Genomic DNA, 14,051 nt, shown 5'->3' on the forward strand with positions numbered 1-14,051 from the left:
GGAGTTAGGGGTCAGTTTTCCTCCTGCCTCCTGCCCCCTAACTCCTGCCTTCGTTGATAAAAAACATCCTACTTTTCCTACTTTCCCTACTTTCAAGTGTTAGCTCCAAGACGATACTGTGGAAGTTTCAAAATAGATGCGATCGCGCCACAATATTCTCTAGTTTCCAGCAAAATATTGAATTTTAAATTTGCAGTCTGTGATTCTTCTAAAGTCTTAATTTCTATAGAGTTTTGACTCTGACTCATTTATTAGAATCATAGCTTTAGCCTTGCTGTTATAACTGCTGGTAACACGCACTATTTAACAGACTCAAGCCATAATAACAAAATTCCTACTGCATTCTATCGATTGTGCGATACTGAATCGCTTCTGCCACATGATTGGTTTTTAGTTCATCTTCTCCCGCTAAATCTGCAATAGTCCGCCCTACTTTGAGAATGCGATCGCTTGCTCTTGCCGATAAACCTAATTTTCTAATTGCTACTTCTAATAAATTGCGACTAGCATCATCTAACTTGCACCATTTCTGGAGATGACGACTTTGCATATGGGCATTGCAACGCAGATTTGCTTCTCCTTGGAAACGGGTAATTGCGCGATCGCTTGCTTGTTGAACCCGTTCGCGCACTGATATTGATGTTTCTCCGGTAGGTTGTTGGGTAATTTCTTCTGGTTTCAAGCGATTCACCGCAACTTGTAAATCAATTCGATCCATCAACGGCCCAGAAAGTTTTGCCCAATATTGCTCGCGTTGACGAGGAGAACAAGTACATTGTTGGATGGTATCGCCATAGTAACCGCAAGGACAGGGATTGGTACTTGCCACCAAAGTAAACTGTGCGGGAAACATTACCGATAGTTTGGTGCGCGAAATTGTTACATAGCCATCTTCTAGAGGTTGGCGCAGAAATTCCAGCACATCACGTTTAAATTCCGTGAGTTCATCAAGAAATAACACACCCCTGTGAGATAATGAGATTTCTCCAGGACGAGGGAAGCTACCACCACCCACAAGAGAAGGCCCGGATGCAGAGTGGTGGGGACTGCGAAAAGGGCGATCGCGTACTAATGAACCGCGATTTTTCAATAAACCAGCCACCGAATGGATGCGAGTCACTTCTAAAGATTCGGCAAAACTCAGGGGCGGTAAAATTCCTGGTAGGCGCCGTGCTAACATGGTTTTTCCACTACCCGGTGGCCCGACAAAAATCAAATTATGCCCACCAGCAGCAGCAATTTCTAAGGCACGACGCGCATGAGCTTGTCCTTTAACATCATGCAAATCCGCGCCAGGGTAGGATACTGTTGCTATATTAGTTGTGTCATCTATCTGCACAGGTTTGTAACGCCCCGGATTATTTAAAAAATCCACCACCTCAGACAGATGTTTGCAGCCATAAACAGCCAAGTCTTGAACCACTGCTGCTTCTTGGGCATTATCCGCAGGAAGAACTAAACCTGCAATTCCCATCTTTTGGGCTGCTGCTGCGATCGGCAAAACACCAGCCACTGGGCGTAAACTGCCATCTAGAGAGACTTCGCCCAAAAATAAATAATCCTCCAACAAATCAGCGCTAACTTGCTCAGAAGCCGCCAAAATTCCCACACTAATAGGCAAATCGAAACAGGGGCCTTCTTTCCGTAAATCTGCCGGAGTTAAATTGATCACAATTTTCCGCATGGGAAAGGCAAAACCTGCATTCTTCAGCGTTGCTTTGACTCTTTCTCTTGATTCTTGAATTGCTGAATCTGGCAATCCCAAAACAACAATTCCCGGTAATCCCCCTGACACATCGACTTCTACGCCGACTTTGACGGCATCGATGCCGACAATTGATGCACTCCAGACTCTGGCAAGCATTTCTTATATAACAGTAAACCTTTCAAATCTCTAGCAGATGATTCGCTAAATTGGCATTGGTGAAACCACAGAGACGATTTCTGATCAAAATAGTGAATAGGACTTTCTCGCTGGCATTTGGGCAGAACGAGCCTAACTGGCTGCAACAACAGCACCGTCATTTACTAACTTGCCATCTTCCATGTAAACGATGCGATCGGCAATATCCAAAATGCGATTGTCATGAGTCACCAAGAGAATGGTACAATCCTGCTCTTTCGCTAGTTTTTGCATGAGGTTTACCACATCTCGTCCCGATTTACTGTCAAGGGCGGCGGTAGGTTCATCTGCTAAGACAATTTTAGGACGACCGACTAAAGCACGAGCGATCGCTACTCTTTGTTTTTGTCCCCCTGATAAGTCATCAGGATAATAATTTAGGCGCTCTCCTAATCCTACCTCCTCCAACATTTGGGCTGACCGGATTTTCATTTCTGGCTGCGAAATATTTTTGTGCAATTCCAAGCCCATTCTGACGTTTTGCAGCGCAGTCAGGCTACCGTGCAAATTGTGCGCTTGGAAAATATAGCCATTACTACGTCGCGCCTGGGTGAGTCGTGCTGCGTTAGCGCCACAAAGTTCTTGTTCCAAAACCTGCAAACTGCCAGATTGGGCAGAACGCAAACCGCCTACTAAGGTGAGAAGTGTAGTTTTACCAGAACCAGAAGGCCCAGTCATGATAATAATTTCCCCAGCGTTAATATCCAGATTAATATCAAAAAGAACTTGCTTGCGAAGTTGACCATGACCAAAATAATGGTCGAGATTTTTAACAGAAATGACAAGAGGCATAACAATTTTAGATTTTAGATTTTAAATTTTGGATTTTAGATTAGGAATTGTTAATTATCCCCATGCCCAATGCCCATTTTTTAAAACATATCCGCAGGGTCAGCAGACTGTAATTTACGAGTAGCGATCGCACCAGAAATTATACACATAATCATAGTCAGCACTAACACTGTCAAGGCTCGTGCTAAGGTCATATATACGGGTAAATTCGTAGCATTACGAGTCAGATGGTAGAGTCCCAAGGGCACAATTGCTCCTGGGATAAAACCCAATACTGCCAAAATTATTGCTTCTTCAAATACTACACTTAGTAGATAAAAATTGTTATAACCCATTGCTTTGAAGGTGGCATATTCTTTGATATGGGCATTCACATCAGTAGAAAGAACTTGATAAACAATAATTACCCCTACCAAAAACCCCATCGTTACACCCAAGCTGAAAATAAATCCGATGGCGGTGTTTTCCTGCCAATACTTTCTTTCAAAGGCGATAAATTCATCGTGGGTAAGAACTTTGACATCGTTACCTAAATAAGATTTCAAGTTTTTTGCCACTTGCTCTGGCTCATGTCCTGGTTCGAGCTGAATCAAACCCAAACTTACACTGCTTGCGTCTTGTCTGGGAAATAATCGCAAAAAATTCTGATCGCTGGTAATCAAGCTACCATCTGCAATAAAAGAAGCTCCAACCTTAAATAAGCCATTAATACTAATTGTGCGCCGTTGGATTTCGGTTGTGACGGTTTTACCCTGTTCAATTTGAGCGATAGCCTCTGTATAATTTCCTCTAGAAGCACTGTCGAATAAAACGGTATCTGGTAACTTAATCACGTCCAAGTTGCGATTAACTTCCGGTAAGTCAAAAAGTTGCTTGTCAGGATTGAACCCTATAACTAGTACCGCCGTTTCCTGCCGCGTTTGGGGATTTTTCCAATCGATAAAGTTGAGATACATTGGTTCAGCCGACTTCACCCCCGGCATATCCATTGCCTGGTACAGCCGCCGTCGAGGAAATGTAGACATATTTGCCAGGTTACGAGCTTGGGGACTAACTAACATGATGTCTCCCTGCATACTCGCATGTAGCCTGGTGTTACTGTCAAACAGGGCATTCTGAAACCCTAGCTGCATGAACATGAGAACATCGGCAAAGGCAATGCCTGACAATGCCACCAAAAAACGCCCTTTTTCATGGCTTAATTGCAGCCATCCTAAAGGCGTTCGCCGCCGTAGTTGCTGGATAAATCCAATCACAGTTCAATCACCGCCTTGACTTGCAGATTAGTTAAGCTAGTAGCTTCTAGACTAGATAGCCGATTCAGTTGGACATGCACTTCCACTACTCTGGCATCAATATTACTAGAGGGGTCGGCATTGATGACATTCTGTCGCTTTATCTGCATACCAACCCTATCTACCCTTCCCAATAATTCATTAGGTAGAGAATCGCTGCTGATCCGCACTCGTTGACCCGGACGCACTTTGTTGATATCACTTTGGTAGACTTCTGCTACCGTATACATTTGGTCGGTTTGACCTAAATCCACAATTCCATTATTACTAACAGTTTCTCCCGATCGCGTATTAATCTCCAAAATTCGACCAGCTTTAGGAGCCAGAACATATGCCTGCGCTAGTTCTGCTTTAATTTTCTCGGCAGTAGCTTGAGCGCTGTCTATTTCTGCTTCTGCGGTTGCTATATCTGTTGGACGCACTTCAGCAGTTTGGTTGAGTGTGGCTTTTGCCTCATTAATTTGCTCTTGAAGAGTGGCTAGAGTTTTATTCCGGTTGGCTTTTGCCTCATTAATTTGCTGTTCTAGAGTGGCGATAGTTGTTCTCTGGGTAGCTTGACTTTCCAGCAATTGCTGAGTGGAAGTTTCTGCACTCAAGCGTCTCCTATCAACTTCCTGGCTAGAAATTGCTCCTTGTTGGTATAAAGTCTCGTAGCGTTCGGCATCAGCTTGAGCATTAGCTTTCTCGGCTTCTAAACGAGCCACTGTTGCGTTTAACTGCTGCTTTTGACCTTCTAGTTCCGCTTCTAGGCGATTAATTGTGGCTTGCTGAGTTTTAACATTTCCCTCTAATTCAGCTTGTAGACGGCTCACAGTGGCTTGCCGTGCCCCAATTTCTCCCTGTTTCGCTCCCGCTTTTACTTGGGCAAGACGGAGTCTCGCTACTTGGACTTGTTTTTGTGCTTCACGCAAACTTCCTTGTAAGCGATCGCGACTGTCCATAACCGCAATTACCTGCCCAGCTCTTACTTTATCCCCCTCCTTAACCAACAGTTGTTGAACGCGATTCCCTTCATTCGAGGTAGGTGCAGAAAGTTTTATTACCTCGCCATTTGGTTCCAACCGCCCCAATGCTGTTACTGTTTTTACCACTGGCTTGGGTGATGCTGATGCTTCTTGCGGCTTAGTAGGTGCACCCTGAAATTTTTGTATCGTATAAATACTTAATGCACCCATTACAAAAGATGCTAGCAGTGCTAACAAAACAGGCAATTTAAAGATATTTTGGGAACGACGCGATTCATCTAGCTTTAAGTTTTGCTCCATAGCACCCACCTTAACTAGCGGACAATAAAACTAAACCGTCTAGTTTTAAGATGCTAAACTAAACGGAGTAGTTTAGTCAATATCGCGTAGCTCAATTTGTCCTAATTGCAAATTTAGGGGCTTCCAAATAAAAAAATATCCTATCGCTTGCTTTAAGGGCAGGGGGCGGGAAAGTTGTAGTGAAGTTCAGAAATTGGATAATTTATTGAGCCGTAAAAATCTCCGATTTCTCTCTCTGCGTCGCGTCAGTTGCTACGAGTCGGGGAACCGCAAGGGCGCACTGGCAACTCTTTGCCTCTGCGGTTAATTTATTTTTAAAAATGATTTAGGACTGGTATAATACCAATTCTCTTATTGAGATTGATTACAAAGGAGAAAGTCTTTTTAATTTGAATTATTTTTAAGATGATTTTACAGCACAGGATAATAAAAAAATGACCCGCATAAGAATTGACGACGTTGAGCGGGAGAGTTCAAGCGATAAAGTCGAAAAGATTTTGCAAGGGGCGATCCAAGAGTTTTTAGCACATGGCTATGCTGGCGCAAGCATGGATAGGGTAGCGGTAGCAGCAGGTGTTTCTAAAGCGACAGTTTACAGCCACTTTCAAGATAAAGAAGGACTTTTTAAAGCATTGGTAGAGCAACTGGCACGAAAGCGATTTGAGTCAGTTTTTGGCACAGAACCTCTTGAGGGAGAACCGCATATCGTCCTGAGACAGTTGTTAACAAAAGCATTGACACAGATGCTCAATGACAAAGAATTTCAAGGATTTCAGCGAGTGCTGATTGGGGAGTCTGCTCGTTTTCCTGAATTATCTCAGCTTTTCCTGAGTTGTATTGCTAAACCAGGAAGCGAGATTATCACTCAATACTTGGTTTCTCGCCCTGAACTTAATATTCCTGACCCACAGGCGATGGTATGGATTTTGATGGGGTCAATAGTGCATTTAGTGATTGCTCAGGAGATTATGCATGGTAAAGATATCTTACCAATGGAAAGCGATCGCCTGATTGATGCCTTGATACACCTAATCACTAATTGCGCCAGGTGATTGGCTATGTCCCAGTGCTTGTTCGGTCTGAAGTTCAAATATCACCTTGATTGATAAGCTGATGCGCGCCTAAATTGTATAAACACTCTTTACGGTCGTTAACTGTTAACTGTTAACCGTCAACAATTAACAGTCATCAGTCAGTAAATTGCCTTCAGAAAGACTTGTGTATACACCGTAACCCCGCCTGTAGGAAGGGAAGCAATTCCTAATGGGTTTTATCCCACAAATTATTCATTACTGGGTTTTAGCCAGTAACGAGAAGTTAAGAGATATTGCCATCCGTGAATTTGTTCCCAAATTTTTATAACTTCGGGATTGCCTATATTTAAGTATCTTTAAAGACTAAAGCCCTCAGTCGCTCTCAGTCAGTACGATTCCGTACAATATTATGAAAATCCGTTACAAGATTTGCCACGAGTTCTTACACCCTGGCTTTGAACAAACCGCTTATACAATAATTGTTCCATCTACATAATACGGATTTTTACCCAACCCTATACAAAAGGTCTAGAAATTATATGGATGATTTAAAACAATTAGACAAGTATGCCTTTCAAGTCTTAACGATGTTCAGGGAGGGGTATTCTAGCCGCCAGATTGCCCAGCAGTTTCATCTAAGTTATAAGACAGTAAAGGATATTGTGGAACGGTTTTCTCACTAGCGATAAAATGAAGAGAATTTTTAATCCTCCAGTGCCTCTGATTATAGGTAAAACTCTCTTGCTTTGAATTTAAGAATAAATCCAAAAGCCGCACCTTTAAATGTCGGTGCGGCTTTGAGTTTCACAGAGATGGGGTTAGCTCTATCAATATTCGTAGAAAGGATGTGAGATTTTTCGATGTCTCAGTACTTGGCGCTATAGCACCCCCTACTGGTTTAAGGTTCCATCCTCATTTCGAGTGTCGCTCTGTACAAGCGTGACTCAAATACACAGTGAAAAAATCCCCTTGCTGTCTTCAGTGGGGAGAATCTCAATGTTTTTTCCATAGAAGCTACAGTGTTGCCTCCAGCTTTTTTTGTTCCTAACAGGCTCTCACCAATATATCCTCAAGCGATCGCAAGATTAACTAGGCAGGAATCACTTGAACAACTAGTGCGCGTTTATCCAGTGACTGGATTTTACCTACTTGACTGAGATCATTTGCAATTCGGTCTAGCAGTTCTCCTGCTTTGTCACGATATTGATGTTCTCGGCCTCGTAAACGGATGGCAAACTTGACTGAATCGCCTTTACTCAACCATTCACCTGCTTGTTGGATGCGTAAATTGTAATCAGCCACGCCCACGTTTAGGCCAAATCGAACTTCCTTTACCGTGGGTCTAGCACTCTGGCTCTGACGTTTTTTCTTTTGATACTGAAGCTTGCCATAGTTAAGAATCTTGGCGATTGGAGCCTCTTTACCTTGCGAGACTACAACTAAGTCAAGCTCTAAGCTCTCGGCTAGCTGTAGCGCCTCATTGGTGTCGATCAGACCACGATTGTTATTCTCATGGTCAATCAAGAAGACGCTAGGTGACTTGATTTGTGAATTAATCAGCTGCTTTTGGATTGCGATAACGAATTTCTCCTAATTGTTCAACATTTTACATTCCAAGTAATGCTAATTTAACACAACGCTGAATTAGAGCAACTTTAACCACACAATCGACTACAATCTGTTAAAATGTGGAATTGCGGCACTCGCTCTTCAGTCTTTGCGCTATTGCCCATCAGCCTTTCAACGCTTTTTTATCCGTCCGCCTAAGACTGACGCCGCCATTGGCGACAGGCCGATGTTATTTTTGGAGTTTTATGTCTTTTTCTACTCTCGGCTTGTCCAATGAAATTATCCGTGCGGTTACAGAACGCGGGTACACTGAACCCACGCCAATTCAGATACAGGCGATTCCTGCTGTATTGTCGGGTAGCGATTTACTAGCTGGGGCACAAACTGGCACTGGAAAAACCGCTAGTTTTACCCTACCGCTTCTGCATCGGTTATCGTCTGATAAGAGCGTCAAAGGGACATATAAGGGCTACCCGCCGATCCGGGCGCTGATTCTTACCCCGACTCGCGAACTCGCCGCACAGGTGGAAGAAAGTGTGCGCGAGTATGGTAAGTACTTGCAGCTAAACTCGATGGTGATGTTCGGCGGAGTCGGTATTAGTCTGCAAAAACAGCGTTTGAAGAACCGAGTGGATATTTTAGTCGCTACTCCAGGGCGACTGTTAGACCATGTTCAGCAGGGCACGCTGAACCTATCGCATATTGAGGTTTTGGTGCTAGATGAAGCAGATCGGATGCTGGACATGGGCTTTATTCATGATATCCGCCGCATCCTCTCACTATTGCCCAAACAGCGACAAAATTTGCTATTCTTTGCTACTTTCTCGGACAAAATTAAGGCACTCGCCGCCGGGCTGCTTAATAACCCGACGATGATTGAGGTAGCACGCCGCAACGTTACCGCCGAGACGATCGCACAAAAAATTTACCACGTAGACCGTGACAAGAAACGCCAATTACTTGCTCACCTGATCCGCCGAGATAATTGGTATCAAGTGCTAGTGTTTACCCGCACTAAGTACGGCGCTGACCGTTTGGTTAAGCAGTTGGGCGAAGACCGCATTCAAGCGCTGGCAATCCACGGGAATAAGAGCCAACCGGTGCGTACCAATGCTCTGGCAAAGTTCAAAAATGGCAGCTTACAGGTATTGGTGGCGACAGACATTGCTGCTAGGGGTCTTGACATCAGCGAACTGCCCCATGTAGTCAACTTCGATCTACCCAATGTACCGGAGGATTATGTTCATCGCATTGGGCGTACTGGCCGCGCTGGCGCATCAGGTGAAGCCGTGTCGCTGGTGTCTGTTGATGAATACCCTCTATTGACAGATATCGAAAAACTGATTCAGCAGCGCTTACCAAGGGAAGTAGTGGCTGGTTTTGCGCTCAATCCCGATACCAAGCCAGAAGCAATCCCAAATGGACGGCAACACAGAGCCAAGCCTGGAGGTGATAAGCGTCCGGCTGGTACTCCTAAACCGTTACCACAGAAATCGGCTAAACGTAAGGCAGCGCCACCTGCCACGAATGGCGATAAGCCTGGTGCGCGTTCGTCGGCATCGCGCCGTTCTGCTAAACGCGATCGCTAATCTTCGTTCTTAAGGCTTACTCTTTCAGCAACGCCCCTAAGCGGTTAAATTCACTTTCAACCTGCTCTTGAACTTGACTTTATAGCCACGACTTACGCACAGACTATGATCTTACGTCATTACGAGCGTTCGCGGAGCGTCTCGTAGAGAAGCGAAGTAATGGCCAAGGCTTGGTTTTTCGTCACGAGTGCGTAAGTCCTAATAGCGACACTACTGTTAGGACTTACGCACTTAGCTTAGATATTGAAACTAAGAATGAAAAATAGCACAACGCCCCATGCTCAATTACAAAATTCCCAAAAAATGGTTAATTTTGGTTACAGTAGCTTTGATATCTGCCTTGTTGCTGGCGATCGCATCTACAGCCTCAAGTATTTATTTATATGGCAGCAGTACTAATAATATCAAGGCAGATGCAGCAATTGTTTTAGGAGCGGCAGTTTGGGGACAAGAACCATCTCCTGTTTTCAGAGAGCGAATCAACCACGCCATTAATTTATATAAAAATGGATCTGTTAAGAAGATTATTTTTACTGGCGGAGTTGGCGAAAGTAATGAACCAGCCGAAGCTATAGTTGGAAAAAATTATGCGATCGCGCAACAGGTAAAAGCTGCTGACATTTTCACTGAAACTGAATCTCGCACAACTCACCAAAACCTCAAAAATGCCTTAAAAGTCGCCAATGCTCACCAATTAATCAAGTTTCTTATTGTTAGCGATCCATTGCATATGAAAAGAGCCGTATTAATGGCACGAGGCTTAGGAATGGATGCACATTCGTCTCCCACACCTACTACCCGCTATCGCAGTTTTCAGAGTCAAATAGAGTTTTTAAGCCGAGAAACTTATTTTTACTTTATCTATTTAGTGTTTAAAATCTAGCTGTAGGTTCCGAAACTACAATAACTCTGTGATGGAAAATAACCGTTGTCGGTCTATTTGTTGCAGCTTGATTTTTTCAGCGTAGAAAGCCTGATAATAGGATTGATATCGCTCTGGTTCAGCTTCGGGATCAGTTTGTTGCCATAGTTCCAAAAAGTGGCGATAGCGTTTTTCAAGCATCACTAAATCCATGCAAGCGATCGCAGCTTGAACTACTTGTGGAGTCCGAAGTATTTCTTTCTGGTTTTTTTCATCCACGTGAAATAAATGGGAAATTAACCCCATCTCATTGCTAAATTCTAAAAAATGGTCTTGCAAGCGGGAAATTAAATCTGGTTGAGACGCAACATTTCTCGTTTCTACATCACCGGATGATATTTCTAAAATCTGTTGCCATAAAAATCGGTGGTGAGAAAGGCTAAATTGCAAATCTCGCTCCTCTAGTTCGGCAATAATCGCTTGACGCTGTTCAGGACAATGTAAGTAAATTCGCAGTAATAAGGCTTCTGCGTGTTCTAAAAGGCTGCGTTCTGTGGGGAGTGGCGAGTGAGAAACTTGGCTACTTCCCCATGCTTTCTTCACAGACACGGGCTTAGTGTATGCAGCCGCAGCCGGAGCAATTTGAGTTAGCAGATTTTCGACTCTCAGGGGTATAAGTCTGGTATCTCCCAGGCTGAGTATTTCTGCACAGTAAGAAACGTAATAATTGCGTGTATCGCTGTTAGCTATATTTTTAAGTAATTTAACTAATTGCTGAGTTACTTGCTGAAAATCAGTAGCCTGTTTTAAGTCGCGGTCTTGAATAATTTGCTGAATCTGCCAGTCTAACCAAAGTGGGGCATTTTTTAGCAGTTCTGCATAATCTTCTGGGGTGTGGGTATGCAAGTATTCATCAGCATCTTTACCATCGGGTAAATTGAGAATTTTTAGCTGAACTTCGCCTTTGTATGCTAGTTCAGCAATTTCACCGATCGCACGTTCGGCGGCATTGGTTCCGGCTTTATCAGCATCAAAGTTGAGTACTAATTGTTTCGATTCGGTGTAGCGTAATATTAACCGGACTTGTTCTAAGCTTAGGGCTGTACCAAGGGAGGCGACGGCGTTGTTAATACCAGCAGCGTGGAGAGCGATCGCATCAAAATATCCCTCTACCACTACGGCTTGATCGAGTTTAGAAATCCCACCTTTGGCTTGATCGAGGGCAAATAATGTTTTACCTTTACTAAAAAGTTCCGTTTCTGGTGAATTGAGATATTTAGGCTGCTCATCAGTCAGAGTTCTACCACCAAAAGCAATGACGCGTCCTTGGACATCGCGGATAGGAATCATCAAGCGATCGCGGAATGCATCATAATAACCACCCCCTTCCCGCCGTGGCTTAATCAATCCGGCTTTTTCTAGTATCTGCGCTGGATAGTGTTTATCTTCCACTAGATAACGATAGAGAGTTTCCCAACCTGCGGGGGCATAACCTAAGCCAAATTGCTGTATAGTTTCTTCTTTGAGTTGGCGGTTAGATTGTAAATATTCAAGTGCCTTTTGCCCTTGTGATTGTCTCAAGGCGTGTTGATAAAACTGGGCGGACGTTGCCAGAACTTCATACAACTGCTCACGCAAAGATAGCTGACGCTGTAATTCTTGGCGTTGTTCAGGTTCTAAGGTTTGTACAGGCACTTGGTAACGCCGTGCTAAATCTAGCACCACATCAGCAAAAGAGCGCTTCCCCAACTCCATGACAAACTTAATGGCATTTCCTCCGGCTTGACAGCCGAAGCAATAGTACATTTGCTTAGTTTGGCTGACCGTGAAACTGGGAGATTTCTCATCGTGGAAGGGGCACAAACCGACAAAATCCTTTCCGCGTTTGCGTAAAACTACGTATTCGGATACAACATCTACAATATCAGCTCGTAGTTTAACTTCTTCAATTGTGTCTGGGTGCAAGCGGGGAATTTGCATTCTAGTCTATTTATCAATTCATGGGTTAGTAGTTAACACTGCGGTGCGTTTCCCAACTGATAGCTATTATATTCTTGTTGCTAGACCAAGAATGATTTATAGAATTGCTTACACTTAATTTCATCAGAGGAAATACTTAAAATGGGGCGTATTTTTATTTCAGCAGCTCACGGAGGCAAAGAAGCCAGAGGAATCGATCCAGGTGCGATCGCAGGTGGTACAAGTGAAGCGAAAGAAATGATTCTGCTGCGCGATTTGATTGTCACGGAACTGAGAGCGCGGAATTTGGAAATTTTGGCGGTTCCTGATGACTTGAGTGCCGCCCAAACTATCACTTGGATCAATTCTCGCGGCCGCCGGGGTGATGTTGCCCTAGAAATTGAATCTGATGCAGCTAGCAGCCCTTCTGTGCGTGGGGCTAGCGTCTTCTACATTGCTAATAATAGCGATCGCAGAAGCAATGCTGAACAGTTGCTAATAGCGTTGTTGCGCCGCGTACCCCAATTACCGAATCGGGGAGTTAAGGCAGATACGAATAGTGGTTTAGGTAGTTTAGCATTCTGTCGCCAGACAACGCTTCCAGCTTTGGTAATGCAAGTGGGGTTTCTCAGCAATCCAGAAGATCGGGTTTTGCTGCAAAGTCGTCGCCGCGATTTTGCTTTGGGAATTGCCGATGGATTGGTCACTTGGAGTCGTGTAATTGACCCAACTCCCGGAACTCCGACCGAAGCAAATTATCCACCAATTAATATTAATATTAATGGTCAAACTTACTCAGAGCAAGGAGTTTTAGTTAATGGAAATGCTTACATTCCCATTGATTTAGTAGATCGTCTACGGATTGACCTTACAAAAGCGGCTAATGTAAATAGAATTACCTATCGCAAAATAGTTTATGTTAAAGCGATTGAACTGCGAGATTTTAATGTTGCGGTCAGTTGGGATGCTGCAACTCGGACTGCCAGTTTGCGCTCAAATTTGATGGTTTGCTCTGGTCAATTTGACCGGGTGATGTCGAACGGTAATACTTCAGAAGTACAGTTACAATTATTCCTGAGAAACAATAATCAAAATGCTTTGGTAAGGTTTCCTGACATCCCAAAACTTTATCGGGAAGAGGCAGGGGTAGAGGGAGTTAACTATGATATCGCCTTTTGCCAAATGTGTGTAGAAACTGGATTTTTACAGTTTGGTGGTGATATTAGACCTGAGCAAAATAACTTTGCAGGCTTAGGTGCGATCGGTGGTGGTTCAGAGGCTGCGTCTTTTCCCAGTGCCAGAATTGGAGTGAGAGCGCACATCCAACATTTGAAAGCTTACGCTAGTTTAGAACCTTTGGTACAGGAAGTAGTAGATCCACGGTTTCGCTTTGTTACACGCGGAATTGCGCCATTAATTGATCAGTTATCAGGGCGGTGGTCAGCAGATTTAGATTATGGTGCAAGGATTTCAGCAATGGTTAAACGATTATATGAATCAGCAGGACTTCTTTGAGTTTTGATTAAAGAAAGTTGCACTAATTACTTTAACCCTCTCTGGCTTGGCGTACTTGGCGATACCCTGCGGTAAGCCGCTTTGCGTCTATGTTTAATAAGTAAGTCGGTGCAAAAAAATCAAACTATGTAAACAAAAGTAAATAAGGCTCAAACTCTTTCTCCCCCTGCTCCCTGCCCCTGCCGTCTGCTCCCTGCCCCCTGCCCCCTGCCCCCTGCCCCCTGCCCCTGCAAGAACTGCCTTATTGCAACAATAATTATTTACGCCG

11 protein-coding genes and 1 pseudogene are annotated in these 14,051 nt (G+C 43.9%); 5 read left to right on the plus strand and 7 right to left on the minus strand.

Annotation, left to right across the window (positions count from 1 at the left end; all coding sequences use genetic code 11):
* Window positions 1-92: 92 nt before the first annotated feature.
* From H6G26_RS32380 to H6G26_RS32400, 5 genes are all read right to left on the minus strand, one after another.
* Entirely contained in the window at window positions 93-248 is a 156-nt protein-coding gene (locus H6G26_RS32380; protein WP_190734882.1) for a hypothetical protein, read from the minus strand.
* A gap of 86 nt (window positions 249-334) precedes the next feature.
* Window positions 335-1,864 carry a YifB family Mg chelatase-like AAA ATPase gene (locus H6G26_RS32385; protein ID WP_190734884.1) on the minus strand — a complete coding sequence of 510 codons (1,530 nt, stop codon included), beginning with the start codon at window positions 1,862-1,864 and terminating at the stop codon, window positions 335-337.
* 132 nt (window positions 1,865-1,996) lie between these two features.
* The gene (locus H6G26_RS32390; RefSeq protein ID WP_190734886.1) at window positions 1,997-2,695 is read right to left on the minus strand and encodes a DevA family ABC transporter ATP-binding protein; all 699 of its coding nucleotides are present in this window, start codon (window positions 2,693-2,695) and stop codon (window positions 1,997-1,999) included.
* Window positions 2,696-2,775: 80 nt separating this feature from the next.
* Entirely contained in the window at window positions 2,776-3,951 is a 1,176-nt protein-coding gene (gene devC, locus H6G26_RS32395; RefSeq protein WP_190734889.1) for an ABC transporter permease DevC, read from the minus strand.
* Window positions 3,948-5,255 carry an HlyD family efflux transporter periplasmic adaptor subunit gene (locus H6G26_RS32400; RefSeq protein WP_190734891.1) on the minus strand — a complete coding sequence of 436 codons (1,308 nt, stop codon included), beginning with the start codon at window positions 5,253-5,255 and terminating at the stop codon, window positions 3,948-3,950. Before H6G26_RS32400 ends, devC begins: the two co-directional genes overlap by 4 nt.
* Before the next feature lie 434 nt (window positions 5,256-5,689).
* Here H6G26_RS32400 and H6G26_RS32405 point away from each other — a divergent pair, with 434 nt between their 5' ends.
* Both H6G26_RS32405 and H6G26_RS32415 read left to right on the plus strand, forming a co-directional pair.
* A complete protein-coding gene (locus tag H6G26_RS32405) occupies window positions 5,690-6,307 on the plus strand; it encodes a TetR/AcrR family transcriptional regulator (protein ID WP_190734893.1) in 618 nt (205 codons plus the stop codon).
* Window positions 6,308-7,055: 748 nt separating this feature from the next.
* Window positions 7,056-7,232 (plus strand): annotated as a pseudogene (locus H6G26_RS32415) (zinc ribbon domain-containing protein); the annotation flags it as partial.
* A 146-nt stretch (window positions 7,233-7,378) separates the two neighbouring features.
* Here H6G26_RS32415 and infC read toward each other — a convergent pair.
* Window positions 7,379-7,867, minus strand: coding sequence for a translation initiation factor IF-3 (gene infC / locus H6G26_RS32420; protein ID WP_100899045.1), 489 nt, complete (start codon window positions 7,865-7,867; stop codon window positions 7,379-7,381).
* 236 nt (window positions 7,868-8,103) lie between these two features.
* Here infC and H6G26_RS32425 point away from each other — a divergent pair, with 236 nt between their 5' ends.
* Together H6G26_RS32425 and H6G26_RS32430 are read left to right on the plus strand one after the other, a co-directional pair.
* Window positions 8,104-9,447 (plus strand): DEAD/DEAH box helicase, encoded by a 1,344-nt coding sequence (locus H6G26_RS32425; RefSeq protein ID WP_190734897.1) that lies wholly within the window; start codon window positions 8,104-8,106, stop codon window positions 9,445-9,447.
* A gap of 277 nt (window positions 9,448-9,724) precedes the next feature.
* Window positions 9,725-10,330 carry a YdcF family protein gene (locus H6G26_RS32430; RefSeq protein WP_190734899.1) on the plus strand — a complete coding sequence of 202 codons (606 nt, stop codon included), beginning with the start codon at window positions 9,725-9,727 and terminating at the stop codon, window positions 10,328-10,330.
* 15 nt (window positions 10,331-10,345) lie between these two features.
* Here H6G26_RS32430 and dnaG read toward each other — a convergent pair whose 3' ends face one another.
* Entirely contained in the window at window positions 10,346-12,289 is a 1,944-nt protein-coding gene (dnaG, locus tag H6G26_RS32435; protein ID WP_190734901.1) for a DNA primase, read from the minus strand.
* A gap of 141 nt (window positions 12,290-12,430) precedes the next feature.
* On the opposite strand from dnaG, the gene H6G26_RS32440 reads away from it, so the two are divergent.
* Window positions 12,431-13,783: an N-acetylmuramoyl-L-alanine amidase gene (locus H6G26_RS32440; RefSeq protein WP_190734903.1), complete on the plus strand. Its 1,353-nt coding sequence runs from the start codon at window positions 12,431-12,433 to the stop codon at window positions 13,781-13,783.
* Window positions 13,784-14,051 lie beyond the last annotated feature (268 nt).

It is taken from the genome of Nostoc sp. FACHB-888, assembly GCF_014696655.1.
Taxonomy (GTDB): Bacteria; Cyanobacteriota; Cyanobacteriia; order Cyanobacteriales; family Nostocaceae; genus Nostoc.